Origin of the sequence: Sphingomonas colocasiae, from assembly GCF_019880585.1 — a bacterium.
Taxonomy (GTDB): Bacteria; Pseudomonadota; Alphaproteobacteria; order Sphingomonadales; family Sphingomonadaceae; genus Sphingobium_A; species Sphingobium_A colocasiae.
Genome location: NZ_JAINVV010000002.1, coordinates 100,788 through 127,405, shown reverse-complemented (window position 1 = coordinate 127,405; position 26,618 = coordinate 100,788). Strand labels below are relative to the sequence as shown.

The 26,618-nt window shown below is 63.4% G+C and carries 28 protein-coding genes and 1 tRNA gene; 5 read left to right on the top strand and 24 right to left on the bottom strand.

What is annotated here, in order from left to right; translation table 11 throughout:
- Nucleotides 1-119: 119 nt before the first annotated feature.
- From K7G82_RS03765 to K7G82_RS03745, 5 genes are read right to left on the bottom strand one after another with little or no spacing between them, the layout of a single operon-like run.
- Nucleotides 120-1,100 (bottom strand): DNA polymerase III subunit delta', encoded by a 981-nt coding sequence (locus K7G82_RS03765; RefSeq protein ID WP_222988506.1) that lies wholly within the window; start codon nt 1,098-1,100, stop codon nt 120-122.
- A complete protein-coding gene (tmk, locus tag K7G82_RS03760) occupies nt 1,097-1,720 on the bottom strand; it encodes a dTMP kinase (protein ID WP_222988515.1) in 624 nt (207 codons plus the stop codon). The genes K7G82_RS03765 and tmk overlap by 4 nt, the downstream gene beginning before the upstream one ends.
- 14 nt (nt 1,721-1,734) lie before the next feature.
- Nucleotides 1,735-2,895, bottom strand: coding sequence for a D-alanyl-D-alanine carboxypeptidase family protein (locus K7G82_RS03755; RefSeq protein ID WP_222988505.1), 1,161 nt, complete (start codon nt 2,893-2,895; stop codon nt 1,735-1,737).
- Nucleotides 2,896-2,926: 31 nt separating this feature from the next.
- Nucleotides 2,927-3,952, bottom strand: coding sequence for a septal ring lytic transglycosylase RlpA family protein (locus K7G82_RS03750; RefSeq protein WP_222988504.1), 1,026 nt, complete (start codon nt 3,950-3,952; stop codon nt 2,927-2,929).
- Nucleotides 3,936-4,982 carry a lytic murein transglycosylase gene (locus K7G82_RS03745; protein WP_222988503.1) on the bottom strand — a complete coding sequence of 349 codons (1,047 nt, stop codon included), beginning with the start codon at nt 4,980-4,982 and terminating at the stop codon, nt 3,936-3,938. Before K7G82_RS03745 ends, K7G82_RS03750 begins: the two co-directional genes overlap by 17 nt.
- A gap of 301 nt (nt 4,983-5,283) precedes the next feature.
- On the opposite strand from K7G82_RS03745, the gene K7G82_RS03740 reads away from it, so the two are divergent.
- A tRNA-Ser gene (locus tag K7G82_RS03740) sits at nt 5,284-5,373 on the top strand.
- Nucleotides 5,374-5,376: 3 nt separating this feature from the next.
- Here K7G82_RS03740 and K7G82_RS03735 read toward each other — a convergent pair.
- The 13 genes from K7G82_RS03735 to K7G82_RS30170 all read right to left on the bottom strand — a co-directional run bounded on the left by K7G82_RS03735 (nt 5,377) and on the right by K7G82_RS30170 (nt 15,749).
- Nucleotides 5,377-5,811: a hypothetical protein gene (locus K7G82_RS03735; protein ID WP_222988502.1), complete on the bottom strand. Its 435-nt coding sequence runs from the start codon at nt 5,809-5,811 to the stop codon at nt 5,377-5,379.
- The gene (locus K7G82_RS03730; protein ID WP_222988501.1) at nt 5,808-6,020 is read right to left on the bottom strand and encodes a hypothetical protein; all 213 of its coding nucleotides are present in this window, start codon (nt 6,018-6,020) and stop codon (nt 5,808-5,810) included. Before K7G82_RS03730 ends, K7G82_RS03735 begins: the two co-directional genes overlap by 4 nt.
- A gap of 453 nt (nt 6,021-6,473) precedes the next feature.
- The gene (locus K7G82_RS03725; RefSeq protein WP_222988500.1) at nt 6,474-6,806 is read right to left on the bottom strand and encodes a hypothetical protein; all 333 of its coding nucleotides are present in this window, start codon (nt 6,804-6,806) and stop codon (nt 6,474-6,476) included.
- Complete coding sequence (locus K7G82_RS03720; protein WP_222988499.1) at nt 6,796-7,212, bottom strand: hypothetical protein; 417 nt, start codon at nt 7,210-7,212, stop codon at nt 6,796-6,798. The genes K7G82_RS03725 and K7G82_RS03720 overlap by 11 nt, the downstream gene beginning before the upstream one ends.
- 81 nt (nt 7,213-7,293) lie before the next feature.
- Nucleotides 7,294-7,788 carry a DUF5681 domain-containing protein gene (locus tag K7G82_RS03715; RefSeq protein WP_343228522.1) on the bottom strand — a complete coding sequence of 165 codons (495 nt, stop codon included), beginning with the start codon at nt 7,786-7,788 and terminating at the stop codon, nt 7,294-7,296.
- Nucleotides 7,789-7,817: 29 nt separating this feature from the next.
- Nucleotides 7,818-8,519 carry a hypothetical protein gene (locus K7G82_RS03710; RefSeq protein WP_222988498.1) on the bottom strand — a complete coding sequence of 234 codons (702 nt, stop codon included), beginning with the start codon at nt 8,517-8,519 and terminating at the stop codon, nt 7,818-7,820.
- A gap of 293 nt (nt 8,520-8,812) precedes the next feature.
- Entirely contained in the window at nt 8,813-9,436 is a 624-nt protein-coding gene (locus tag K7G82_RS03705) for a HEPN domain-containing protein (RefSeq protein ID WP_222988497.1), read from the bottom strand.
- A 305-nt stretch (nt 9,437-9,741) separates the two neighbouring features.
- A complete protein-coding gene (locus K7G82_RS03700) occupies nt 9,742-11,217 on the bottom strand; it encodes a DUF3987 domain-containing protein (protein WP_222988496.1) in 1,476 nt (491 codons plus the stop codon).
- A gap of 242 nt (nt 11,218-11,459) precedes the next feature.
- The gene (locus K7G82_RS03695; protein WP_222988495.1) at nt 11,460-11,690 is read right to left on the bottom strand and encodes a helix-turn-helix transcriptional regulator; all 231 of its coding nucleotides are present in this window, start codon (nt 11,688-11,690) and stop codon (nt 11,460-11,462) included.
- A 449-nt stretch (nt 11,691-12,139) separates the two neighbouring features.
- The gene (locus K7G82_RS03690) at nt 12,140-13,405 is read right to left on the bottom strand and encodes a tyrosine-type recombinase/integrase (RefSeq protein ID WP_246623239.1); all 1,266 of its coding nucleotides are present in this window, start codon (nt 13,403-13,405) and stop codon (nt 12,140-12,142) included.
- A gap of 218 nt (nt 13,406-13,623) precedes the next feature.
- Entirely contained in the window at nt 13,624-14,190 is a 567-nt protein-coding gene (gene ybiA / locus K7G82_RS03685) for a riboflavin biosynthesis intermediates N-glycosidase (RefSeq protein ID WP_222988493.1), read from the bottom strand.
- A gap of 61 nt (nt 14,191-14,251) precedes the next feature.
- The gene (locus tag K7G82_RS03680) at nt 14,252-15,433 is read right to left on the bottom strand and encodes a cystathionine gamma-synthase family protein (protein ID WP_222988492.1); all 1,182 of its coding nucleotides are present in this window, start codon (nt 15,431-15,433) and stop codon (nt 14,252-14,254) included.
- A 121-nt stretch (nt 15,434-15,554) separates the two neighbouring features.
- Nucleotides 15,555-15,749, bottom strand: coding sequence for a hypothetical protein (locus tag K7G82_RS30170; RefSeq protein ID WP_246623238.1), 195 nt, complete (start codon nt 15,747-15,749; stop codon nt 15,555-15,557).
- On the opposite strand from K7G82_RS30170, the gene K7G82_RS29995 reads away from it, so the two are divergent.
- From K7G82_RS29995 to K7G82_RS03665, 3 genes are all read left to right on the top strand, one after another.
- Nucleotides 15,669-16,088 carry an Lrp/AsnC family transcriptional regulator gene (locus K7G82_RS29995; RefSeq protein WP_425517243.1) on the top strand — a complete coding sequence of 140 codons (420 nt, stop codon included), beginning with the start codon at nt 15,669-15,671 and terminating at the stop codon, nt 16,086-16,088. The genes K7G82_RS30170 and K7G82_RS29995 overlap by 81 nt on opposite strands.
- Nucleotides 16,085-16,627, top strand: a complete 543-nt coding sequence (locus K7G82_RS03670) for an AAA family ATPase (RefSeq protein ID WP_222988490.1) — start codon at nt 16,085-16,087, stop codon at nt 16,625-16,627. The genes K7G82_RS29995 and K7G82_RS03670 overlap by 4 nt, the downstream gene beginning before the upstream one ends.
- A gap of 113 nt (nt 16,628-16,740) precedes the next feature.
- Nucleotides 16,741-16,920 (top strand): hypothetical protein, encoded by a 180-nt coding sequence (locus tag K7G82_RS03665; RefSeq protein WP_222988489.1) that lies wholly within the window; start codon nt 16,741-16,743, stop codon nt 16,918-16,920.
- A gap of 102 nt (nt 16,921-17,022) precedes the next feature.
- Here K7G82_RS03665 and K7G82_RS03660 read toward each other — a convergent pair whose 3' ends face one another.
- Complete coding sequence (locus K7G82_RS03660; RefSeq protein WP_222988488.1) at nt 17,023-19,557, bottom strand: TonB-dependent receptor; 2,535 nt, start codon at nt 19,555-19,557, stop codon at nt 17,023-17,025.
- A gap of 125 nt (nt 19,558-19,682) precedes the next feature.
- Here K7G82_RS03660 and amaB point away from each other — a divergent pair, with 125 nt between their 5' ends.
- The gene (amaB, locus tag K7G82_RS03655; protein ID WP_222988487.1) at nt 19,683-21,170 is read left to right on the top strand and encodes an L-piperidine-6-carboxylate dehydrogenase; all 1,488 of its coding nucleotides are present in this window, start codon (nt 19,683-19,685) and stop codon (nt 21,168-21,170) included.
- Between the two features lie 19 nt (nt 21,171-21,189).
- On the opposite strand, the gene K7G82_RS03650 is transcribed toward amaB, so the two are convergent.
- The 5 genes from K7G82_RS03650 to bamA form a co-directional block, all read right to left on the bottom strand.
- Nucleotides 21,190-22,497: a M20/M25/M40 family metallo-hydrolase gene (locus K7G82_RS03650; RefSeq protein ID WP_222988486.1), complete on the bottom strand. Its 1,308-nt coding sequence runs from the start codon at nt 22,495-22,497 to the stop codon at nt 21,190-21,192.
- A 5-nt stretch (nt 22,498-22,502) separates the two neighbouring features.
- The gene (gene rpmE / locus K7G82_RS03645; protein ID WP_222988485.1) at nt 22,503-22,733 is read right to left on the bottom strand and encodes a 50S ribosomal protein L31; all 231 of its coding nucleotides are present in this window, start codon (nt 22,731-22,733) and stop codon (nt 22,503-22,505) included.
- A 131-nt stretch (nt 22,734-22,864) separates the two neighbouring features.
- Nucleotides 22,865-23,344 (bottom strand): 3-hydroxyacyl-ACP dehydratase FabZ, encoded by a 480-nt coding sequence (gene fabZ / locus K7G82_RS03640; RefSeq protein WP_222988484.1) that lies wholly within the window; start codon nt 23,342-23,344, stop codon nt 22,865-22,867.
- Between the two features lie 10 nt (nt 23,345-23,354).
- Nucleotides 23,355-23,939: an OmpH/Skp family outer membrane protein gene (locus tag K7G82_RS03635; RefSeq protein ID WP_222988483.1), complete on the bottom strand. Its 585-nt coding sequence runs from the start codon at nt 23,937-23,939 to the stop codon at nt 23,355-23,357.
- Nucleotides 23,939-26,614 (bottom strand): outer membrane protein assembly factor BamA, encoded by a 2,676-nt coding sequence (gene bamA / locus K7G82_RS03630; RefSeq protein ID WP_222988482.1) that lies wholly within the window; start codon nt 26,612-26,614, stop codon nt 23,939-23,941. The genes K7G82_RS03635 and bamA overlap by 1 nt, the downstream gene beginning before the upstream one ends.
- Nucleotides 26,615-26,618: the final 4 nt, after the last annotated feature.

Genomic DNA, 26,618 nt, shown 5'->3' with positions numbered 1-26,618 from the left:
TGCACCGGCCCGCTCCCCCACCCGACCTCCCATAATATACTGCCGTTGGGAGGTCGGGTGGGGGAGCGGGCCGGTGCAGCCTTGGAAATGCGCTCTTCCGCGCATTTCCAAACAGACTCTCAGGCCGCGCGTCGCCGTGCAAGCCCGGCGATCAGCGTACCGAGTTCGAAAACCACGCTTTGCGGATCGAGCGAAAGCCCGACGGCCCCGGCCGCGAGATCGCGCGCATCGCCCCACAGCTTCAACGCATCGGCAAGCTGCTGCCCGGAACGCGTGCGCGCGGCGGTTGCGATGAAGCCCGGCGCGCGCTGCAGAAAGGCTTCGTAGCGTGGCTGGGCGGCCTTGAGCGCGAGCGCCTTGGCAAGCGCCGTGCGCGATGCGGCGGCGGGATCTCCGGTCGCGGCGATACTCGCCATCGCCTGATCGAGACCGGCGATATCGAGCCCGGCAAAGCCGAGCGCGCGTCCGGGGGCCCCTTCCCCGACCCGCACCAATGCGGCGATTTCATCCGCATCGGCCTCCGGCAATTCGTCGCGCAGCACGCTGGCCATTTCCTCCGGCGCGAGCGGACCAAAGCGGAGCACCCGGCAGCGGGAACGGATCGTCGGCAGCAGCCGCCCCGGCGCATGGCTGACGAGCAGGAACACCGTATCGGCCGGCGGCTCCTCCAGATTCTTGAGCAGTGCGTTGGCGGCGGCGCGTTCGAGATCGTCGATCGCGTCGATCACGATCACCCGGCGCGGCGACAGGGAGGGCGTGGTCGCGAACAGGCCCTGAAGCGAACGGACCTGCGCGATCGGGATATTGCGCGCGAGATCGCCAGTCCGCTCGTTGGGCAGGCGCTGAAGCCGGCGAAAATCCGGATGGCTGCCCGCATCGATCAGCCGGGCGATCGGATGATCGGGTGAAACCTCAAGCCCCGGTGCCATCGGGGGCGGCCCGGCGGCCTCGGCGAGCATGCGCAGCGCTGCGGCGTCGGCGAAACGCCCCTTGCCCACGCCCTGCGGCCCGGCAAGCAGCCAGGCATGATGCAGGCGTCCGCTCGCCATCGCATCCATAAAGGCAGCGATTTCATGGGCATGGCCGACAAGTGACGTCATGGCAGCAGATCCGCCAGCGCATCGAGCAGACGTATCGTGACATGATCGGCGATGCCGCTCGCATCGACGACGCGAAAGCGGTGCGGATCCTCGTCCGCATGATGCGCGAAAGCCTGCGCGACGCGGGCGTGATAGATCGCGTCACGTCCGCCGATCCGATCCGCACCGCCGCGATCGCGCGCCGCTGCACGCTCGGCCGCCACGGCTTCGGGCAGGGTCAGCAGCAATGTACGATCGGGCAACCGTCCCGCGCTGCCGATCCGGTGCAGCGTCAGGATATCGGCGTCGGCCAGGCCGCTCGCGCCCGCCTGATAGGCGCGCGAACTGTCGATGAATCGGTCGCTCAACACCCATTTCCCGTCGGCCAGCGCCGGCAGGATCGTCTTTTCGAGATGATCCGAGCGGGCGGCCGCGAACAGCAGAGCTTCGGCGCGCGGCCCCCAGCGGCCGGCATCCCCTTCCAGCAGCAGGCGGCGGATCGCCTCCGCGCCTTCGCTGCCCCCCGGTTCGCGGGTAACGAGCACATCAACACCGCGCGCGCGCAAGGCCTCCGCCAGCGCCGCGATCTGCGTCGATTTGCCGACGCCTTCGCCGCCTTCCAGCGAAATGAAGCGGCCCATGGCCGCGGCGGCCGTCACCCGAAGATCGACATCAGCCCGGCCCAGGCGCGGCCGAAGAAACCGGCCTCGCCCACATCGCTTTCGGCGACGAGCGGCATGGTCTGCGGCGGCGTGTCCGGCGTGGTGACGACCAGATCGGCGATATGCTGGCCCGCCTTGATGGGCGCCTTGATGGGGCCGTTATAGACCACCTTCACCTGCATGGTGCCGGCGACGCCATTGGGCAGCGTCACCGCCAGGTTGCGCGGCGCGACCAGGCCGACTTCGCTGTCGCTGCCCAACTGCACCTCGGCGGTCTCGACCTTCCTGCCCTTGGTGAAGAGCGGCTTGGTCGTCCAGGCCTTGAAGCCCCAATCGATGAAGCGGACCGATTCCTCGATACGGCCGTTGAACGAATCGAGCCCCGCAACCACCATCACCAGGCGGCGGCCATTCTGTTCCGCCGATCCGGTGAAGCCATAGCCGGCTTCCTCGGTATGGCCGGTCTTGAGCCCGTCCGCCCCCGAAACGCGGCCCAGCAGCGGATCGCGATTCTCCTGGTTGATCGTCTTGCCGTCGCTCAGCGTGCGGCTGTAATCCTTGCGCGCGTAGAAATCCTTGTAGAGCTCCGGAAAGTCCTCGATCGTGGAGCGCGCCAGCGACGCCAGGTCGCGGGCGGTGACATAGGTCACGCCTTCGTCGGGCCAGCCATTGGAATTGCCGAAATGGCTGTTGGCGAGGCCCAGTTCCTTGGCCTTCGCGTTCATCAGCGCGACAAAGGCCGGCTCGGTGCCGGAAATCCCTTCCGCCAGCACGACACAGGCGTCGTTGCCCGAAAGCGTGACGATGCCGTGCAGCAGGTCGCGCACGCTCACCTGCTCGCCAGTCTCAAGGAACATCGTCGATCCGGCGGCGGGGCCATGCCATTGCCGCCAGGTTTCGGGGCGCACCGCGAACGTCTGATCGAGCTTGAGCTTGCCCTGCTTGATCAGATCGAACGCGACATAGACCGTCATCATCTTCGCCATCGATGCCGGCGGCATGCGGACATCGGCGCCCTTGTCGTACAGCACCGCGCCCGACGAGAGATCCTGCAGGAACGCGACCTTGGCCGTGCTTTCATAGGGCGGCGCGGCGGCGGTGACCGGAACGGCGGCGACCAGGGCGGCGAAGGAGACGAACAGGACGGGTTTCATGGGGCTATACTCGCGACAGGCGCGGCGGCCGTCAGCCGCCGCTCAGGATACGTGCCTCCGGATAGCCCTTCGCCTTGATGCTCCGCAATGACTCATTCGCGGCGGCCTCGTTCGCGAACGGCCCGAAGCGGACACGGAACAGCGAACCGACGGCATCGACGCGCGCACCGGCCTTCTTGGCGAGCGCCTCCGCGCGGGGCTTGTTCGAAAAGGCGCCGAGCTGAACGAACCACTTTCCGCCGGCGATTATCGCTGGGCTGGAGCTCTTGGCCGCCGGCCTGGGCGTTTCGATCGCGTCCGCAGCCAGCCCCTCGCTGGCGACGACCAGCTTCGGCGCCGACGCCGGCTGCTCGACGGCGGACGGCGGAATCGGGGTCGTCGCGATTGCCGTCGGTGCCGGATTAGCCGGCTTTGGCGCCGTAGCGGCAACCGCCATCGGCGGAGTCGGCGTGATGCCGAGCTTGCGGCGCAATGCCGTCAACATCATCACCGGGCTTTCAAGCCGTTCCGCGGCCGAGCCGCCCTGGCGCAACACCGCGCGTTCCTGCTGCGGCGGATTGACGCGCCGCACCCGAACCGGCGTGCGCCCCGCCCCCGCGATGCCGAGTTGACGCGCCGCGCCATCCGACAGATCGATCAGCCGATCGTTGGAAAACGGGCCACGGTCGTTGATGCGCACCAGGATCGTGCGCCCGGTCTCGAGCGACGTCACTTCCACATAGCTGGGCAGCGGCAACGTCCGGTGCGCGGCGGTGATGGCGTTCGGATTGAACGCTTCGCCATTGGCCGTGGCATTGCCCTGCGGGGGTTCGGCATAAGCGGCGGCATAACCGACATCGTCATAATCGGCCCGGTCCTCCGGGCGATAGGTGACGTCACCAACCTTGAAGGGCTCACCCAGCGTGACGGGAACGTCGCTGACGCCCGTGATGTTCGCGACGGGCAATGCCCCCTGGCCTTGCGGCGGGCGCTTGTCCTTCGCCAGCGCGACACCCTGCCCCGAAAACGCCAGCGCCAGGACGCCGGCGATCACCGCCCGTTCAACGTTCCACTTCATCCGCTAGCAACCCCACCGACAGCGCGTAGAAATTCGAACAATTGTAATCGAGGATGACCCGATAATTTCCGGTTAGCAGATAGGCGGTTTTTCCGGGCCCGTCGGGTTCGAGCAATGTGGCCATTTCGGCATCGCGCAGGCGCGGCCCCGAAATCTGGGTGATGCCGAGGCGGCGCCATTCGGCCATCGTCAGATAGCGGCTGTGGCGATCATGGACACGCTGGCAGCGCGGCGACACGATCTTGCTGCGCAATGCGGCCCGATCGAGCCCGCCCGGCACATTGACCGCGATTCCCCAGGGGACGTTGGGGCGCCAGCCGGCATTGACGAAATAATTGGCGATCGACGCCAGCGCGTCGGCCTCGCTCGTCCAGATATCCTTGCGCCCGTCGCCGTCGCCGTCGCGTGCCAGCCGCAGATAGACGGAAGGCAGGAACTGCGGATAGCCGGTGGCGCCCGCCCAGCTTCCGACGAGCCGGCTGCGCGGCACGCCCTCATCCATCATCTTCAGCGCGGCGATGAATTCGCCCGCGAACAGGTCGCGGCGGCGTCCTTCATAAGCGAGCGTCGCCAGCGCACGCACCAGATCGAAACTGCCCATCACCGATCCGTAGCCGGTCTCATGGCCGTAGATCGCGACCATGATCGATTCGGGCACGCCGGTCTCGCGCTCGATCCGCGCGAGATGGTGGCGCAACGCCTGGTATTTGGCGCGCCCGCGGTTGATCCGCGGCGCATCCACATGCCTGATCCGGTAAGGCGCGAAATTGGGTATCGGCGCATTGGCCGAACCGCCGGGCTGATCGCGGTCGAGTTCCACCACGCGCGCGTTGAAGGTCAGCGTCGGCATCACCGAATCGAGCGTGGCGCGGCTGACGCCCTGGCGCTCGGCCTGGGCGCGAAGCTGCGGCAGATAGGCCTGGAACGCCGCCTCCTCGCTTTGCGCGATCGCGGGGGCCGGCGCCAGCAGGCCGGTGACAGGCAGCGCAACCGCCGCCAGAGACATCGAAATCGGGATCAAAAGACGCATACAACTCCCCAACAGGCCGGCAGACTGCCACAGGCTGTGCGTCAGGTGAATCCCCTTTCGACCCGCATCCGGCACATCGGGGCCGATGAACGCCACCCCCTTTCCCTTTTCGCACCAAACGCATATGCCGCGCGAGCCGGACGGGTGGCCGAGTGGTTTAAGGCAGCGGTCTTGAAAGCTACTGGAGCTGGTGAGCTGCCCGCGTGAATAGGAGTGTGGTTACAAGGGGTTAGCTTAGGTTCGATTCGCCGGGTAGTTTCACCCATAAGCCTGTCGTAAGCTGCCAGCCCCGAAACGGCATGGAAGAGTGTCCGAGTGGTTTAAGGAACTGGTCTTGAAAACCAGCGACGGGGTAACCCGTCCGTGGGTTCGAATCCCACCTCTTCCGCCAACCTCAAAAGGTTGGTGCCATCCCAATGCGATCCCAAGCATTTTTGAACTCGTGGCAGTGAGTCAGCTTGATCCAGCATTGACCATCGCGATCCCGCTTGGCGCGTTCTGCTACTTCCACCTTGGTCAGTATGTAACAGGTCGGTTGATCTGATGATGGCTCGTTAGTGATGATCCACCAATCAGACATAACATGGTCAATCACGTTGCCTTCGCGGACGGTCGCAACCTTGATGTCATCCTTCGCGCTTTGCCCTTTCGACTGAACACCGAAGAAGACTGTTTCATCCCCATTTGCCACAAACAGGTCTGATCCTCGCGCATTGCGAATCGTTGGCATCACATGCCAACCACGCCGCGATAGCTGCCACGCAACATAAAATAGAGCTGCGTTGCCAGTTATCTGCTTCCGGTTGGATCGTGCCGGAGCAACAATCATCGTTTCGTCAGTCCATGATATTTGCGCCAGCGATAATACTCTTGACGGGTGTTGTTATCATTCCACCCCTTCAATCGTCCAACCTCGCGAATCTCGGCCACGGTCAGTTCGCGATTGTCGTTGAGATATTCCCAGACCGCACGGCACTTTATGCTCAGCTCGGTGGGAGGGGTTTCGCCATTGCGTGCTTGAATCGAGGATGACGGCATGGTGACTGCTCCAATTCAAATTTGGAGCGCCCAGCCTAAGCCGGGTGTTGGAATCCTCGTGCGTAGCCCGAGGCACCGCCACCTTTGGCTTGCGCTTGGACATACGCGACGGTCACCCGGCCGAAAAATCGACCGAGCTACGCGCCAAAGGGGATTCCACGCCCCACGAGCGGATTATGCCGCATCGCGGGATCTCTGTGACATACAGAGGGTTAAGGTTTCAATATGTGATTGTGGACCAAGTGCCGTCATGCTCCCAGCGGCGAAGGGCAGCGACAATCTCCACCATGTCGCCGGGGTCCAGCACCCCTCTTTCTACGCCCGGCAACACCGCCTGCTCAACCCATCCGTCAAATGACCCGAACCACCGTACGAATGGCGATGGCGTTGGCATATCGGCCTTCTCAAGCTTCGCGATCCGCTTATGCAAGGACCGGATGCCTACCATCGTGGTTATCGCAGTCCGAAACGCTGCCGCAGGTCAAAGGGCAGGTCAGGCGCACCGGGACGAACCGCCACCGATTCAGGAACAAGTGCGGAAGCGACAGGCTCGGGTTCGGGAATGACCACTGGCGCGGACACTTCGACAGGCCCGCGCCCCAGAATGGCATAGATGGCAGGTGCGGCACGCCGGAGGTGTTCTAGCTCCATCTGAAACAGCGCTGCATCAATAGCCATCTGCTCCTGCGTGACGGCGAAGTGGCGCGGGGCCAGCATGGCGCGAATCTCCGCCTGCTGCTCGCGTTCGATACGACGGCGCTCCGCCAGCGAAATGTCAGCTTTCATATGTCACCTTCAGCTTGCGCAGCACGTCGAACATATCTGCGCGGATTTCCGGGTCGTCGCAGTCGCGCATGACCTCGCAGCATGTGGTTACAACGATCCGCCGCATCTCGCTGCGCTCCTGATCGGTCATGCGCTGGATGGCCGCGCGGATTGGGTGGAACCTGCCGGTCAACAGAACGTCGCGGCGATTGAGAGGCACGACATAGAGCGGGTGCGACATCTGGTCCGCCATGCTCACCGCCCAATCGACACAGGCCTGATATTCGGTGATGGGCATGTAGCGCGTGGACATGGTGTGGCGGACTTGGGGGCCGTCAGTCGGACCGCTCCATCCGACATAGACGAATACATCATCCGGTTCCGGTGCCTCCGTGATGACCACATTGCGAGTTGTCGGTATCCTCATGGCCGGTCCCCGTAGGAATGGATTTCAGGCAAGGCCGGTCTCGCTCGACCTTTTTTGCAGCGAAGTTGGCGCAATTGCATTTTACCCTTGGGCATCCTTCGCCTCCTCTAGAGCGGCGATCCGGGCCTCAAGCTCCTCGCTGGCGCGCACGTCCGCGAGCGATTTGATGCTGTCGATGATGAGCCTGCCGACATCGGGCGCGACCGCCCCAGCGGCTACGGCATCAAGCACCTGGGCAACCTGATCGCTGATCGGTGCGGTTGCATCGAATTCGAAGTTCACCTTCTCCGCCTGCGCCTTGATGCTGGGCAGGCACTTGGCGAGAACGATGCTGGCGGCATTCGTGTCGCCTTCCAACGCTTTGCCTACCAGCACGGCAACGATGTTCCGCATCTCGTCGAGCATCTGCTGCGTGGCCAACAAACGCCGATCCGGTCGCCCCGGTGGACGCCCGCGAGGGTTGCCGCTTACGCCGGGTTTCCATGCGGGATTGCCGGGGCCACGCGGCTCGGTGGGGATAGGTGGCGGCGTGGGCCTCCAGTCCGTCCCCCAAGGGGGGGCAATCGTGTCAGTCATCGGATGCCTCGGATTGTTTAGAACAAGGATCAGACGACGAAGGACTTTTCAGCAGCGGCCTTGGCGGCGCGGAGCTGTTGGACCTTGGCCTGCTTGGCGCCGACCGCTTTTTCCATTTCCTTGAAAAGTAGCGGTGCACGCTCTCCGAGCAGTTCGAGGCCTGCCTTCGCCGCTCTCAGCTGTTTTGCCGCGCGAGGATTGGACTTCTCATGATGCATGCGGAGAAGCGTGGTTACCATTTCGGGAGTGAGGCCGGACAGATATGCCGGCCCACCGAGAACCGCCCCGATCGTGCGCTCGTCGCCTGCGTTAATCGCTCGTTGGATGAACCCTATGCGTTCGCCCATCGGCAGCGCGTGGACATAAGAGCGAATCTCGGCGGACATTGCGCCAACACCTCGGCTCTCAATGGGCTGGGACAGGTCGCGCTCCAGCCCCGCAATCACACGGCCCAGGTTCGCGGTGGCGCTGTCGAACCGCTTGGCGAGGTTGAGGGTCATCTTGTCCGCGAAGTTCTGCGTCTCGATCAGCGCGTTGTCCGCCGTCCATGCTGGGTTCGTCTTGCCTGCTTCGCGTGCATCGTGGACGCGCCCAACCCCGATATAAGCTTCGTTGAATGCTGCCTCGGCCCCGGCAAGAATGCTAGCGGTGTCGTCATCGTATCCCTCAATTGCTCGCACAGTTTCAGGATGAAAAGATGGGGTAACTCTTGTGTCAATTTCATCGGCCATATCGAACCACACTTTCGGCTGATAAGTTACGGTAGGCTTATGCGTAACGAAGTCCCGCGAAGGTCCGCAAGCAATTATTTTGCTATTACAAATACTTAGTTCAAGTCTTACACATTGAGACCGCAAAATTGTATATTTGCAGGTCCTGACTTTTTAGCTTGGACTACATACATGTATGTGCGCTGTAAGGCCCGCTGGGGCGCGGCGCGCATGGGGTGCCCCCGTAGCGGCGACGGTGCCGCTTTCGCGCCCCTGTGTCCGGCGCTGCTGGCCTGCGTTGCAGGAGCGCGGTGCTATGCCGCTGGCAAATTGCCCTGAGCAAAATCCCGAAGCGATTTCACCGATTCCAAATAGCTATTGAGATGGTTCAGACCGATAGAATTGGTGCGATGATTTCCTTGACCGCCCTGCAATTCGTTACGATCTGCCTTATGAACAATTTTATGCCGCCTCGCGATCATCGCTGTTAATTGTCCGAAGTTGTTGGCTTCCACAATAGCGCCTTGGATACCGCACTCCTTCAAGGCGTCCTTAACATCACCAAGGTGGTTGAAGCTGGAAAATTGCTCAAGGTGTTCTTGAACAGATTCCCTGATGAGGTCATCGACGGTTTTGCCCCGATGCTCAATCAACGCCCCAAGCAGAAACTTCTTGGGGTCTTTGCTGTCGGAGCCAACAAGAGGATATTGGTCGATTTTGTCCCTCGCTCCGTTCGGCGCGCGCCATACCAAGAGGGACCGGAGAAAATCCTCCATCGAAGCGTGCAACAGCACCAGCGCCGCACGAAGCACATCAGTTTCTTGAACCGTTCTTCTGCCACGACGCGCAGGCCCATACAGGCCGATTAGATTCTCCACGCGAGCCAAGTTCGCATTGAGCAAATCAACAATAGGTGCCAGCAAACCGAAATCCCCCATCGCGACCGTAATCGCGCCGCATGTAAACGAACGGAAGTGACCACATGGCAGCGGTAGCGCAATAGCCGTTAGCGCCCCACCCCCTATGCTATACCCCCTAATATGACTGAATATCGCTATGAACGGACACCCTACACTAACACACTAACGCAGTTTGTATTATGGTATAAATCCCTAGGGTTTTCGCGGGCTTGGGGCGTTAGCCGCCGGGTGGCTACGGCGGGCTAGCTTTAGCCCTCGCTCCAACCCGTGGCGGACTGCATTCGCTAACGCAGCCGGTAGCTATCGCCCGCCACGGTGGTCATTCAGGTCAGGCACAGCGCACGATACGCCTGCCCAAAGTAGCTATACTCCACCAGCCGGTCCTTCCTCACCTCCATCAGCGCGCCGTTATCTATGGCGGTCTTAATCGCCATGTTTAGCGCCGGGGTGTGTCCCAACTTGTGCCCCTCAAACGCCGCCAACCGTTGCGTGCGCTGCTGGAGGTAGCGCCGCGGCACGATGCCGTTCTGCTGCATTTCCTTGCCGTGCTTATAATTCCGTAGCGCCTTATGGTCAGCGGGCAGCGACAAAAACTCCCTGCACAGGTCAATGACTTTCCGCTCGCGCCCGCCGTCAGTGCCTTCGCCAACCTCGCCAGCGTCAATGCGCTTTAAAAATGCCGCATTGCCATGCCTGACCAGCGTGATTGCCCATTCCACCTGCGCCAGCGTCACCTTGGGTTCAAAGGGCTGGTCGCCCACCGCGAGCAGCGTGGCTACCCTGAGCGCCTTGAGGTGCGCCCGCGCCCATAGCTGCCGCAATCGCTCGTCGTCACCCGCTGCATTGATATTGTGGTCACATTCATCGCGAAACGCATCCAGCACCCGCCGTGCATCAGGTTGCGGGGGCACCGTGCAAAACAGGCTTCGCGTGCGAAGCGTGAAAGCGTGCTGCGCAATCTTAGCCAGCCATTCGACAAGCGGCAGAGGTGGACCCGCCAATGGCGTGGGGTTCTCCGGTGGGCGTTCGCCATCATACTGGATCACTAGGAAGCGTGACATAAACCCGTCGCTCATCATGCCATCGGTGATGGACTCGTAGAAGGTGCCGGGGGTCGTTTCGCCAACCAGACTATACGCCACGCTATCCGCCGACAGGACATTGTTGTCCTGGCTGCTGTAGCTGATGCCGCCCACGATGCCGCTGGACCCCGACTTGCTGTAAAGGTCGGTCAGCACCTTGCGCAGGCTGTTCAACGCGCTTTCCCGCCCCTTCGACATGGCCAAGAACTTGTGGCCAATCTCACCCGCGATGTTGAGCAGGCAGGGGTGCAGGTTGATGCCCTTAATGAGCGCGGGGCCGGATGCGTATTCGCTGAAATCGAAGCATTCCCGCACGTCGGGGTTCTGCACCTCAGCCGCCCGCATCACGGTAGCGATGCCGGTGTGCATTGCCTCCTTGCCAATGGCGGACCTAGCGACCAGCACGATATAGAGGTTCAAGCCGCTGTTGGTGAATGTGGTCCACTCCCGACCCGCGATCCCGGCCATAATGCCCAGCGCCGCAACCACGGCCACCTCCGGCACAGGACGGATGGCATGTTGCAAGACATATTGCGCAAGCGCACCGACGAAACCCGGTGGCATAGGCAATGCACCATGCACTGGGCGCTGCTGGGTAGAGTCAAGGGTAGCGGTTGCTAGATATTCCCGCATCGCTGCGGCCTGCTCTGCTTCCTGCTGCTTAATGTGGTCATCATTGCCAGCGGGCAGTTTCCACAATTCAGTCAGGTCAACCATAATGAGCCTCCCCGCCGGTGGGGGTAGGGTAGGATTTTCCCGCAATGCCGCCTGCATCCGGCAAATTTTTATGCGAAGCAAAATATTTCGCAAAAACATTCGGGGAAATGCGCCGGGGTTGCGGACCTGCGGCGTGGCCCTGTAAATTGTGCATGTCACTGGTCTTTCGACGAGGATTGGAGACTTTTGGATGAGGCGGTCGGGTGTTGCTGGGCATCCGGCCGCTTTTCGCGACGGGCGCGTTACGCATCGCCCGGATGGCCCACGGTCGCGGCGCTGGTGGACGCGAACTTGCGCGCCGCCTTCCATTCCTCAATGTCGGCAGGGTCGTAACAGACGCCCGCCTGCTTGGATTCGCCCAGCTTGATGAAGCGCGGCCCCTTCCCCTTGCATCTCCAAAAGCGAAGAGTCGCGGGGGTAATACCGATCATGGCGGCTGCGTCGTTGTGATTGATGACTTTAACGGCATTCATGGCAGGCGCTCCTGCACGCCTGTCGATGCCGCGAACCGGCAGGCAAGGATGCCCGCCGTTGTAACCCCAGAGCGAACGGATTGGGGATAGGCTACCCCGGCTAATACCGAGGCCCGATGTGCATTGCCCTATCGAGGTTGGGCGCTGCAACTGCGTTGTTAGCACAGGCTAGGGAGCCAGTGTTGGATAAAATGCAAGGTCCGCTATCCCAAACCGGGATCGGGGTCGGCCAGGAAATCGAGCCGAATTTTTGATCTTCAAAACCGAGGGAGGGGATGATGCCATCGGTCACCCTCTCGACCGGTTTGCCCGAAATGTGCGGATTTGGCTGGCTGGGCGGACCTTCGCTACGGGGCCGGCACAGGGGCGATCGCCGTACTGTCGCCCCTAACCCTGCAGTGCGCTGGTGCCGCCCCTGTAGCCCCGGCGCACGGTGCCCAGCGCGTACATCACGCTCGCTGGGGCAGCGCCACCACGTTGGCACCCGCCACCTTCGCCGCTTCTAGGTCCAGATGATCGCCGATCTTCTGCGCTTCCGGCTGGAGCCACTGGAGGTTCGTCGTGTCGAAGTAGTGTTCGGCGGTCACGTCGCGCGTGATGTGGTTAGTCAGCAGGTCAGTGCGGAATTTCTCGATACGGCACTGGCGCAGCGCCACGTTCGTGTAGGTCCGTCGCAGCGCGTGCGGGGTGATGTGCATCCCGGCGACCACGCTCAGCTTCTTCATCAGATCACGGGGATCTTTGATATGGCCTGCTGCGGCCCAAGACGGGAAGACGTGTTCGTTATCCTCAACCTTAGGGCGGGCTTTCAGCAGCTCCACGGCCTGCGTGGAAAGCGGCATGGACACGGGGTTGCTGTTCTTGGGGTTTGGTAGATGGAAATACCCGTCTTCCAGATGGACCTGGCTCCACTTCAGCGAGGACGCTTCGCTAATGCGAAGGCCGGTGAGCATGAGGAACCGCACAAGGTCGATGCTCGACATGGTATCGCGATTATGGGCGGTTGCGCGCCACTCGGTAAGCGCCTGCCACGCCGCACCCACCTTGTTGTCGAGGATGCGGGCGGTGCGCGGCTTCAACCGCACCTTGTCATCGCGCAAGATGCTGACGGGGTTGTGGGCGATAAGCGGCGAACCGTCCGCCCGCTTGTGCTGGCGCGCGGCGTAGTTCAGCAACGCGCCGAGCACGGAAAACGCCTGATTTGCTTGCCCCGGTGAGCCACCCTCGCGATTACCACGCAGGCCCTTCGTCAGCATCTCGCGATACCGGGTGCGGCACATATCCTCGGTGATGTTGACGACCGGTTTGTCCTTCCACGCCTCAAACGTGGTCCGCACATGCCGCTCAATGGCCTCCCTGCTGGTGGCCTTCAGCTTGCCGGGGCGGGACACGTAAGCGTCGCAGACAGCCTGCAAGGTGATCTTCATCGCCTCGCTCTGTTTCTTCATGTCGCGGGGGTCGTTCCCCATCCGCATGGAGCGCAGATGCTCCTTCGCAACGTCCCGTGCCTGATCCACGGTGAAGACGCCGTAAGCGCCAATGGTGATGCGAGCTTCCTTGCCGCTCCCCTCAACGCGCCCCTGCACGACAAAGGTGATCTTACCCTTGGGCGTGACGCGAGCGCCGAAGCCCTTCACCTCAGCGTCCCAATGAAACTCGTCCTTGGAGCCGGGCTTAATGCGGTCAACGACCGTCTTTGTCAGTTTGGATGCCATTGCGGAAAACCTCGTAAGCATGTCATAAGCAGCTTATGCTAACTTACGGCAACCTACGTAAAACGTCCAGCGACCTAAAACCCTTTATTTGCGGGAATATCGCTTGCTTATGACAACGCCTGTAAACCTGCGCAAACATCAGCTACGATAAACTTGAAAACCGCCGTGGGTGCAAGCTCACCGTGGGTTCGAATCCCACCCCGTCCGCCAATATGTCGTCATGCCGGACGAGCCGGCGAACGGGCCAGTTCATCGCGAACATCCATCAGGACGAAACCCAGCAAATTTTCGCCGCGCCATTCCAGAGGATTGTGCGCATTCGCGTCGTCGGCGGCCAGCCCGATGCCCCAGATCCGGTCCACCGGGCTCGCTTCCACCAATATCCGGTCGCCGGTGGACAGCAGGAAATCCCGCAAGCCGGCATTCTGCGCGAATTTCGCCAGATTGCCCCTTGCGACGATCCCGCGCTTTTCGCGATCCCATTCCGGTTCGACGAAGCCCTTCACCTGCCGGCCAAGCGCCTTCACCTGCTTCGGGCTGGACGCGACGATGATCTCGCGAGCGATCTGATCGTCGCCGAACAACCGGGCCTTCTCCGCCATCATCCAATGTTCGGCGCTTGGATAGGTCGTGCCTTCGATCGTGAAATCGGCCGGCCACCACTGGCTGAAGCAGGATGCGCCAATGCTCCCGTCCCGGGCGGGCTGATGCCCCCAGAAAAGAAGATAGCCCAGGTCGGATCCGGCTGTGTATTCGGCCTCAAGCCATGGTCGATCATAGATCATCGGCCGACTATACGGAGAAGAAGCCCAATCGCGTCAAGCGGCGACGTTCCGCAGGCTCCAGCTACACTCGGTCGAGCGCCGCGGCGACATCGTCACGCAGATCCTCGAACGCCTCGATCCCGCAGGAATAGCGGACCAGCGTTTCGGGAATGCCGAGCTGCGCGCGTTCCTCCGCGCTGCATTCGACATGGCTGGTCGTACAGGGCGGGCCGGCAAGCGTGTTGACCGAGCCCAGGCTGGCGGCGCGGTGCGCGAGCTTGAGCGCGTTCAGGAAACGCTTGGTCGCGTCGAAATCATCGCCGACCGAGAAGCTCAGCACGCCACCGAATCCCCGCATCTGGCGCGCCGCGATATCATGCGCGACATGGCTCTCGAGGCCGGGATAGAAGACCTGCTCAACCTTGGGATGCGCGCTCAGATAGCGGGCCATCGCCAGCGCGGTTTCGTTCTGCCGCGCGACGCGCAGTTCCAGCGTCTTCATGCCGCGCAGCAGCAGATAAGCCTGGAAGGCGCCGAGATTGCCGCCGGTGATCTCGCGATAATGATAGACCTGACGGACAAGTTCGGCGCTGCCGACAAGCGCGCCGCCCATGGCGTCGTCATGGCCGCCCAGGAATTTGGTGGCGCTGTGCACCACCAGATCGGCGCCCAGCAGGATCGGGTTCTGGTTGATCGGCGTCGCGAAGGTGTTGTCGACGATCGAGATCGCCCCCGCCCGCTTGGCCGAGGTGATGGCGCGTTCCAGATCGATGATCTTGAGCGTCGGGTTGGTCGGCGTTTCCAGATAGACGATCCTGCATCCGCGCGCGATCGCTGCATCCAGCGCATCGCCATCACCGGTTTCGACCAGTTCCACCTCGACGCCCATCTGCGGCAGGAATTCCAGGAACAGTTTCGACGTGCCGCCATAGCTGTCGGAGATCGAGACGATGCGGTCACCCGGCCGCGCGAAGGTGAACAGCGTGTTGGAAATGGCAGCCATGCCGCTGGCGAAGGATGTCGCCGCCTCCCCCTGTTCGAGCAGCCGGATCTTCTCCTCGAACACATCCACCGTGGGATTGGTGTTGCGGCTGTAGATATGGCCGTCGGCGCGAAGCAGCGCCACGTCGAGCCAACTGTCGATATCGGGATAGGCAAAGGGCGCGCTCTGGACGATCGGCACCTGCGCGGCTCCGAAGGCAAGCGGCGTTTCCTCCCCGCCCCAGGCTGCGATCGTTCCCGGCTTGCACGTCTCCAAACTCATTCCACCCTCCGATTGCCCGATTGCCCGATTGCCCGATTGCCCGATTGCCCGATTGGCCCGGGCAAGACATAGGCTGCCGCCCGTGCCGAATGTGGTCAAAATTGATCATTCTCCGGCGTTTTCAGGCGATCTTGCTGCCCCATTCGGCTAATTCGACCGCGAGAGGGAGGATGATTTGAAAACTCTGGATCGTATCGATCGAAAGATTCTCGATATTCTTCAATCGAATAATCAGCTGACCTATGCCGAGATCGCGGGCCTGGCGGCGGTTTCGCCCTCCTCGTGCCGGCGGCGTATCGAAGCCCTGCGCCGTCACGGCGTGATCATCGCAGACGTGGCGGTGATCAATCCGGAGATCCTCGGACCTCGCCTGAAGGTGATCGCACTGGTGACGCTGGAGCGCGACACGCCCGATGGCCATGATGCCTTTCGCCGCGCGATGACCGCGCTGCCGCAGGTCGCGCATTGCCATTTCGTCGCGGGCGGCTGCGATTATTTCGTCCAGTTCGATCTGGAATCGATGGATCAATATGACCGGCTGCTGGAACGCCATTTCACCGCGATGCCGATCGTCAAGCGCGTGGAATCGATGGTTGTGCTGAAGGACGTGAAGAGTGGCGGCATCGGCCGCATCGATTTCGGGAGCGATCGGTGAGTGTCGCCGGCGACCGGTTCGTCGTCATCTCCGGCTGCTCCGGGGGCGGCAAATCGACCCTGACCGCCGAATTGCGCAGGCGCGGCCACGCCGTGGTCGAGGAACCGGGCCGGCGCATCGTCCAAGAAGAGCGGGCGGGCGACGGCGCCGCGCTGCCCTGGGTGGATATGGCAGCCTTCGCGCGCCGGGCGATCGCACTCGCGCTTGCGGATCGCGCGGCCGCCGGCGGCGAGACAGGGTGGGTCTTTTTCGATCGGGGCCTGGTCGACGCAGCGGCAGCGCTCCAGCATGCGACCGGAGAGCCGGTGCTGGGGCCGCTCTGCCGCGCGCATCCCTATCATCGCCGGATGTTCATGGCGCCGCCCTGGCCGGAAATCTACGAGAAGGATCCCGAGCGCCCGCACGCGCTGACGGCGGCGATCGCGGAATATGAGCGGCTTTGCCTTGCCTATGCGCTGCTCGATTATGACGTCACCCCCCTTCCCAAGGCGAGCGTCCGGGATCGCGCCGATCATATCCTGCAGATGCTGGACGATTGATCGGTCGGAAAATATCGCGACGCTGTGCGACAGATCACAGCATTCGTAACAATTGCATGCCAAGCGATCCCCGCCGGAGATGCGTCTCATGCTCCGGTTGTGAGGATGTAACGATGAAGCATACTGCCGTGGGCTGGCCCAGGCCCGAACGAACCGCCGGCAAGACGATGATCGGCTTGCGCGTCGACGATGCTCTGCTCGATGCGCTCGACGACTGGATTATGCGCCAGCCCGGCGGCCTGACCCGCCAGGAAGCCATCAGAAAGATCGTGATCGACCATATCGCCGATTGAGCCTTATCGGCCCGGCATATGATCGCGCCGTTCGGGCCGGGTGCGGCGAAGCATCGACAGCACTTCGCCATTCCCGGCCCGAACGCATGGCCCAGGCTCGCCTCAGCGGCGCCCGCCGAAGCGGAAACTCGCGCTGATCCCGTAAAAGCGCGGCTCTCCGGCAATGAATGTCGGCAGCCCCAGCGCATCGCCGGTATTGCCCGCGTCCTTGATATATTTCTTGTCGAACGCGTTCTCGATGAATGCCTCAATCCGCCAGGCGCCGTCGTCCGCTTCGTAACCGAGGCGCGCATTGACCAGCGCATAACCCTTTTGAAGCTCGTCCTGGATAGTGTCGGCGACGAGCGCGGCGGGCGGCTGCTGAAGCGCAGGCCGGTCATTGTCGTCATCGAAAAAGACGCTGGATTGCCAGGTCAGGCTGGGCGTCAGCACGATGCGGCCCGGCCCGGCGGGCAGCGACAGGACCGCGCCGACCGAGGCCGAATGATCGGGCGACAGGCGGAAACGATTGCCGTCGCGCACGCCCGTCCTGAAGCGGCTGTGATTATAGGCATAGCTCGCGAACAGGCTGATCGCATCATCGGGCACCCAGCGCATCTGCCCCTCGAAACCGTAGCTTTCGGCCTTGCCGGCATTGGTCGTGACAAACTGCGTGCCCTGCTGCACCGTCGTCTGGAAATTGTCGTACTGATAATAGAAAATCGATCCGTCGAGGAACAGCGTGCGATCGGCCAGCGCCGTCTTGGCTCCCAGTTCGAAGCTGTCGACGGTTTCGGATTCGAGCAGGTCGAAGCGCGCAGCGGCGAAAGGCGCCGACGGCGCGGTGGCCGAAAGCACTTCGGGCCGCCGGCCGCGTGCATAGGTTGCGTAGATGCTCGTATCGGCATTCGGGATATAGCGTGCGGTAAGGCGCCAGGTGAGGCCGCCGTCATTAAGATCCGCGGCCTCGATCGGACCATTGCCCGCCGTCGGCTGGAGCCCCAGGCCGAACAGCGGCACCGGATAGGCTGCCGAAGGCGGGATGCTTGCCGCTCCCGGCGCCGCCAGGGCCTGAAGCAGTGCCGTGCGAACGGCGGCGGGCTGGCCGAGCGCGCCGATAAAGCCCCCGAGGATCGACCGCCCGTTGAGCACCGAGGCGGTCAGCCGGCTGCGCTTGTCGTCATGGCTGTAGCGCGCGCCGGCGCCGATCTCGAAACTGTCCGAAAGCCGGACGGTCACGTCGCCGAACAGATCGAAGGCATTGGTGCGCGAGAAATTGGTGACGGTTTCGCCATGCGCCGCCTTCAGGTTCGCCGCGATCGCCTGCGCCTGGGGCGCGGCAAGCGCGACGCCATAGCTTTGCGCCACGCCCTGGAGCAGCGCGCCGGTGAACACGGTGTTGGCAAGCAGGCTCGCCGGCATCGGATCGGTCGCCGGGCGCCCCGGGATCGGCCCGGCAAGCTGGCCGGTCAGGCGCGCGAGCACCGCACGCTCGTCGAACTGGCTGGGGGTGCGCTGCGATCCCGATTCATGGAAATAATTGGCGCCGACAAAGGCGGTGACCGGCCCACCCTCGAAAGTCAGGCGCAATTCCTGGCTGGCCTGCCGGCCGCGCGCATCCTCCGCCGCGGTCAGCACGGGCAGGGAAATGCCGTCCGCGTCGAAGATCTCGAGCGCGGAGAAGCGGCGATAGGCAGTGATCGAGGTCAGTTTGAAACGATCGTTCAACGTCCAGTTCAGAATGCCGGTCACGCCCCAGACCTTGCGGTCCAGGCCGAGCGGGAGTCCGCCCTCGAAGCCCGCGCCCGGCGCCAGCGCCGCGCCGCTGTTGCGGCCGGCATCGCCGATCACCGCCCCCGTCACCGGATCGGTCGGGCGATAGGCGATCGATTTGAACGCGGTGCCGGCCGGACCGTCCTTCTGATAATTGCCGATCACATCCAGCGTGACGGTGCCGAGATCGGCGTGGAAGGCGCCGCGCACCGCCCATGTGTCTGCCGAGTTGAAGTCGCGACCGCCCAGCAGATTCTCGATATAGCCGTCGCGCTGGCGGATGCGCCCGGCGACGCGAAAGGCGGCGCTGTCGCCCAGCGGCATATTGGCCATGCCGTCGAGCATCCACGCATTGTAATTGCCGTAGGATGCCTTGCCCGCCACCTGCCAGTCGCGCGGATCGGCCTTGTTCTGGATCAGGTTCACCGCACCGATCAGCGCACCGCGCCCGTACAGCGTCGATTGCGGTCCCTTGGCCACTTCGATCCGCTCCATGTCGAACAGTTCGACATAGGACCCGCGCGATTTCGAGATCGATACCCCGTCCTGAAAGACCGACACGCGCGGCTCGTTGAACGCGCTCCCGCTATCCGATGTGATGCCGCGCATCACGAATCCGGGATTGTTCGGCGACTGGTTCTGCACTTCGAAGCCCGGCACGAAGCGCGAGAATTCGTCGAATTCCTCGATGCCCATCCGATCGAGCTGCTCGCCGCCGAAAACGCTGAGCGCGATCGGCACGTCGATCGGATCCTGCTCGCGAAGCTGCGCGGTGACGACGATCTCGTCGCGATCCGCCGATTCGGGGGCACCTTGTGCGTGAACGGCAGGCGCCGAGAGGGCGATCAGGCTGGTCGCTGCGAGCGTGAAGGAGCGGACGGACATACGGATTTCCCCATTTTGAAACGCACATCGCCGCTAGAGCGCAACTGTGAAAGAGACGTGACGCCAGGGCGCGATAGTGGATAAGAGGCGCCATCGCCTACCCCATCCAACCATCAGGAGCCCCCATGCAGCCCACCGCGCAGGACGCCGCCGCATTGCTCGATTCACTAGGTGTGACGCGTTCGAACGAGGGGCGTCCGGTGCGATCGCCGATCGACGGCGCGATCATCGGCCATGTGCCCGATTCGAGCATCGCGGATGCCGAAACGCGCGTCGCGGAGGCGATGACGGCTTTCGGCAACTGGCGCGAGGTTCCCGGCCCCCGCCGCGGCGAGCTGGTCCGGCTGCTCGGGGAGGAATTGCGGGCACACAAGGATGCGCTTGGCCGGCTGGTCACGCTCGAATGCGGCAAGCCGCTGTCCGAAGGGCTCGGCGAAGTCCAGGAGATGATCGATATCTGCGATTTCGCGGTCGGCCTGTCGCGCCAGTTGTACGGGCTCACCATCGCCAGCGAGCGGCCCGGACACCGGATGAGCGAGACCTGGCACCCGCTGGGGCCCGTCGCGATCATCACCGCCTTCAACTTCCCGGTCGCGGTCTGGGCCTGGAATGCGGCACTGGCGCTCGTCTGCGGCGATCCGGTGATCTGGAAACCGTCCGAAAAGACGCCGCTCACCGCGCTCGCGGTGATGGCGCTCGCGGCGCGTGCGCTGGCGCGGTTCGGCGATGCGCCTGCGGGGCTGATCGGGATCGTCACCGGTGGCGCGGAGATCGGCGCGGCATTGGTCGATCATCCGGGGATCGCGCTGGTTTCCGCCACCGGCAGCACGCGGATGGGCCGCATCGTCGCGGAACGCGCCGCGAAGCGCTTTGCCCGTACATTGCTCGAACTGGGCGGCAACAATGCGTCGATCGTCACCCCCGCCGCCGATCGGGATCTGGCGCTGCGCGCCTCCGCCTTCGGGTTCATGGGAACGGCTGGGCAGCGCTGCACCTCGCTGCGCCGGCTGTTCCTGCATCGTTCGATCCATGACGCCTTCCTGGAACGGATGCGCGCCGCGGCGGCGTCGATCACGATCGGCGATCCGCGCGACTCCACCAATCTGGTCGGGCCGCTGATCGACGATGCCGCGCTTCAGGGCATGCGGGCGGCACTCGATGCCGCACGCGCGATGGGAGCAACGGTGAGCGGCGGAGAAGTGATCGACGGGCTTTACGTCCGCCCCGCCGTGGTCGCGATGCCCGCTCATGCCGGGCCGGCGCTGGAGGAGACCTTTGCGCCGATCCTCTATGTGTTCGCCTATGACACGCTCGAAGAGGCGATCGCATTGCAGAACGCGGTACCCCAGGGGCTTTCGTCGAGCATCTTCACCACCGACATGCGCGAGGCCGAACGCTTCGTCTCAGCCGCCGGCAGCGATTGCGGCATCGCCAATGTCAATATCGGCACGTCGGGCGCGGAGATCGGCGGCGCGTTCGGCGGAGAGAAGGAAACCGGCGGCGGACGGGAATCGGGCTCGGACAGCTGGAAGGCCTATATGCGCCGCCAGACGAGCACGGTGAACTGGTCCGGCGCCCTGCCCCTTGCGCAGGGCGTCAAATTCGACATTTGAAGCGCAATTGGCGCAGCGTTCAGCGCTGCGCCTCCGCGACCGCCAGCAGCGCAAGCAGGCCGACAGCCAGTCCCTTGACGCTTTCGCCTTTCTCGACGTCGATATATTCGTCGGGCGCATGGGCCCGACCGCCCTTCCCGCCCGAACCGATGGTCAGCGCCGGAATGCCCAGGCTGATGGGGATGTTCGCATCGGTGGAGGACGCGTTGAATTCCGGCGTGAAGCCCTGCGCCTTGATCGCCGCCGCCGTCAGCAGCGCGATCTGCGCGTCGGCTGGGGTGGTGCCCGCCGGGCGATCGCCGATCTTCTTCTTGTCGGCGCTCACCATGCCTTCGCGGGTGGAACGTGCCGCATTCTCGCCCGCCACTGCCTTGTCGATGATGGCGAGCAGCTTCTTTTCCAATCCGTCGAGTTCGGCAGGGCTTTCCGAGCGCATGTCGAATTCCATGAACACCGAATCCGGAATGGAATTGACCGAGGTGCCCCCGCCCGTGACCGCGGCGGCGTAGGTGGTCTTGGGATGCGCCGGCGGCACGATCTCGTAAAGATCGGTCACCGTCCTCGCCATCGCCGCCATCGGGTTGACCAGGCCGAACGCACCGAAACTATGGCCGCCAGGCCCCTTGAACGTCACCCGATAACGCTTCGACCCGACCGCGCCGTTGACGATGCGCGCGGGATTGAGGCCATCCAACGAGAAAAAGGCGGAAGCGCGATCCTTGTAGGATCCCTTGGTGAAGAAATGGCGCACGCCGCGCAGGTCGCCCGGCCCCTCTTCACCCACGGATGCCAGGAAAAGGATATCGTGCTTCGTCCGGATCTTGGCCGCGTCGAGCGCGCGCGCATAGGCGAGCAATGCCGCGACCCCGCGCGTGTCGTCGCCGATGCCGGGCGCGGAAAGCCTGGTGCCCTCGCGCTTCACCGTCACATCGGTGCCTTCGGGAAAGACAGTATCGAGATGTGCGGAGATGACGACCAGCTTGCCTCCCGCCGGGCCGGTGCCCCGCCGGAGCGCGATGACATTGCCGACGGCATCGGTCTCGATGTCGCTCAGGCCGAGCGCCGCGAACTTCTCCCGCACGACCGCGCCGCGCCTGGCCTCGCCGAAGGGAGGCGCCGGGATCTGCGTGAGTTCGACAATCTCTTCGACGAACCGGTCATGATCGCGATCGAGCGTCGCCGCAGCCTGCTTCCAGGCCGGCATCGCGCGCAGCGAGGCAATGGTGCGGTCCGCCGGCACACGCGACTGCGCGCCCGCCGCCACGGGGGCGACGAGCGCGAAGACCGTTGCGATGCGGAGCGCGGCGCGAAAAGTCCGGCCGCGCACTCCGATCACTTCTTGCCGAGCGTGAGGCCGCCGAAGCGCTTGTTGAAGCGCGCCACCTGACCACCGGTGTCGAGCATCTGGCCGCGACCGCCGGTCCAGGCCGGGTGTGCCAGCGGATCGATGTCCAGCTGCATCGTGTCGCCTTCCTTGCCCCAGGTGGAGCGGGTTTCGAACACGGTGCCGTCGGTCATCTGCACCTTGATCATGTGGTAATCGGGATGGACGTCTTTTTTCACGTTTAAGCTCCGAAATTGGCTGGTTTCCGACCAGCCGGGGATGCGAAGGCGCGGCCTTAGGCCAGAATGCCCGCGCATTCAACCTTCAATGATATTGGATTGGAATCACCTGCCTGCCGGCAGATCGCCGATCAATCCTGCGGCGGATCCGCGATCATCGCGGTGAATTCGCACTCAGCCGCCAGTTCGCCGTCGATCAGCGCCTTGCCCGCGAACTTGCAGACGCGCGCGCGCTTCTGGATGAACTCGACCTGCAGGGTCAGCAGGATACCGGGTTCGACCGGCTTGCGGAACTTCACCCCGTCGATGCTCATGAAGTAGACGAGCTTGCCCGAACCGCTGAGGCCCAGCGATTCCACGGCAAGCACGCCTGCAGCCTGCGCCAGCGCCTCGACCACCAGCACGCCGGGCATGATCGGGCGACCGGGGAAATGCCCCTGGAAGAACTGCTCGTTGATCGTCACCGCCTTGATCGCGCGGATCGACCGGTCGGGGATGATCTCCTCGACACGGTCGACCAGCAACAGCGGATAACGATGCGGCAGCGCCGCCATCACCCGCCGGACGTCCAGCGGGCCGATGGCGGGCTTCTGCGTTGCGTCCTCGCTCATCGAGCCGGGATCAACGGCCCTGGGGCTGCTGCGGCTGCGCGGGCGGCGGCGGCGCGGTGACGTTGACCGAGGGGAGCGCGGTGTTGAGTTGCGCCAGCACGTCGTTGGTCACATCCACGCCCGGGCCGATCGCCAGCGTCGCCTGCACGTCGACCGCGAAGTTCGCGCCGCGCGCCGCCATCACCTTCTGGATGATCGGGTTGAGCGCGGTGTTGATCTGCTGGCCGACATAAGCGCGGTTGCGCTGGATGGTCTGCTCGCTGTTGGCGAGTTCCTGCTGCGCGGCGGTCTGCTTCTTCTGGAGTTCGTTGATCCGGTTCTGCAGCGCCGCATCGGGCGCCTTGCCGCCGGCAGCCGTGCGGATCGCATCGGCTTCGGTCTGGAGCGGCTGGCCAAGCTGCTGCGCGCGGGTCTGCAAGGTGGTGAGCTGCGTCTGGAGCTGCGTGTTCGCCGCCTTGCAGGCATTGCATTCGCTGAACACACGATCGCTGTTGATCACGACCACGACGGCGGGGGGCGCCTTCTGCGCAAGCGCCGGCGAAGCGAAGGCGAGACCGCAGGCGGCAAGCAGCGCCTTCTTCGAATATTTGATCATCAGAATTGGGTTCCTACGTTGAAAGTGAACAACTTGGTGTCGTCGCCACGCTCCTTGATCAGCGCGCGCGCGATATCGATGCGGAACGGGCCGAAGGGCGAGTTCCAGTTGACGCCGAAGCCGACCGAAACGCGTGGCTTGGGCGAGTTACCCAGGAATTGTTCCTCGAACGGCGCGATCGTATTGCCGTAAAGGGTCGTGCCGTCCGCGCATGCACCAGTCGGCTTTGGCGTAAGCGCGCCGGTGGTGCTGTTGACGCACTGTTGACCGCCATTCGAATCGAGGATCGGAATGGTCAGCGATGTCGGCTTGCCGTCGCTGCCGACCGGGAAATCCGCCAGCGTCGTCAGCTTCGGCTTGCGAACGCCCCAGACCGAACCGACATCGACGAAGATCGACGGGCGCAGCCCCATTTCGCGCGCGCCCGATCCCAGCGGAATCTCCAGTTCGGCGCGGCCCATATAATAGGTCCGGCCGCCCAGCGCGTCGTCGACGATCGAGTTTCTCTGAACGTTAAGTTCGCCGGTCGTCGAATCATATTGCAGGCGCTGCACGCGGGGGCCGACGCCGCGAATGTCGAAACCGCGGATCTGCGGCTCGCCCAGGAAGAAGCGATCGGTCAGCCGGACCTTCTCGATCAGATTGCCGAGCGCATCGACCCGCTGGTTCTCCAGCGACATGATATGGCCGCCCTCAAGGCTCAGCGAGAAGATGAAGTTGCCGAAGACTTTCCAGTATTTGGACGCGTTGGCGACGGTACGCAGATATTTGACGTCACCGCCGAGGCCCGCGAAATCCTGGCTGATGCTGAGACGGTTGCCCGCCGACGGACGCAGGCGGTTGTTCGTATTGTCGAACGCCAGCGTATAGCCGAGCGAGCTGGTCAGCCGCGTGCCGATCGCGTCGCAGAGATAGCGGCCCGCGAGCAACGGTTCGCAAACGCCGTTGTTGAAGAAGGTATTCTTGTTCAGCGTGACGTCGTCATGAACAAGCTGGTAGCGGATCTGCGCCTGCCAGAACTCGGTAAGCGGCACGCCCGCGCGGATCGAGAAGCCGGTCGAGACCTGCTGATAGGTGGTGTTGCGCTCGCTGCCGAGATAGTTGAACGAGTTATAGTCGCGACGGAAGATGTCGCCACCCAGCGCGATGTTGCGATCGAACAGGTACGGCTCGGTAAAGCCGAGTTCCACCGACTTGGAATAGCTGGAATAATTGATGCTGGTGCGCAGCAGCTGCCCCTTGCCGCGGAAGTTGCGCTGCGTGATCGAGGCGTTGATGATGAAGCGCTCAAGGCTCGAGAAACCCGCCGAAAGCTGGAGTTCGCCGGTCGACTTTTCCTGGACGTTGGTTTCCAGGATGATCTTGTCGGGCCCGGAGCCGGGCTTCTGCTCGATCTCCAGATTCTCCTGGAAGAAACCGAGCGAATTGATGCGGTCCTGCGAGCGCTTGACCTGGAAGCTGTTGAAGGCGTCGCCTTCCGCCAGGCGGAATTCGCGCCGGATCACCTTGTCCTGCGTCTGCGTGTTGCCGTTGATATCGACCCGCTCGACATAGACGCGCGGCGCGTTCGCGACCCGGAAGGTCAGCGACATCGTCTTGTCTTCGGCGCTGCGCCGGAAATTGGGGCTCACATCGGCGAAGGCATAGCCGAACAGGCCGGCCGTCTCGGTGATGCCGTCCACCGTGTCCTCGACGCGCTTGGCGTTGTACCAGTCGCCCTTCTTGATGGTGACGAGCCGGTTGACCGTGTTGTTGTCGAAGTCGCGCAGTTCGCTCTCGACCGCGACGTCGCCGAACTTGTAGCGTTCGCCCTCCTCCACCACATAGGTGATGATGAAGTCGCGCTTGTCGGGCGTGAGTTCGGCAACTGCCGAGATCACGCGGAAATCGGCATAGCCCTCGGTCAGGTAGAATTGACGCAGCTTCTGCTGGTCATAGGCCAGACGATCGGGATCGTAGCTGTCGCGCGAGCTGAAGATGCGGAACAGGCGCGACTGCTTGGTCGCCATCTGTGAGCGCAGATCGCCATCGGAGAATTTCTCGTTCCCCAGGATGTTGATCTGGCGGACCTTCGAGCGCGGCCCTTCATTGACCTCGAACACGATATCGACGCGATTCTGGTCGAGCTGGACCATTTTCGGTTCGACGGTCGCCGCGAAGCGGCCTTGACGGCGATACAGCTCGATGATGCGGGCAACGTCGGCGCGCGCCTTCGAACGTGTGAAGATCTGCCGCGGCGCCAGGCGGATCTCCGGCCGGATCTTGTCTTCCTTGATCCGCTTGTTGCCCTCCAGGATGATCCGGTTGATCACCGGATTCTCGCGGACCTCGATGGTCAGCACACCCGCATCGTCGCGGATCTGCACGTCCGCGAACAATTCGGTCGCGAACAGGTCCTTCAGTGCCTGGTCGATATTTTCGCGCGTATAGGCGCCGCCGGGGCGCAGCGCGGTATAGGAGCGCACCGTATCGGGCTCCAGCCGCTGCGAGCCGACCACGTTCACGGCGCGAATCGTCCCCGAAACGGGGGGCGCGGGCGCGGGCGCCGGTGCGGGAACTGCCGGCGCGGTCTGCGCGAAGGCAGGAAATGCCTGGCCGGCGAGCATGGTGCCGACCAGCAACACCGCCATGTTCCGACTGCCGAAGCCGATGTTGTTTTTCGCCTTCACGCCCATCCTA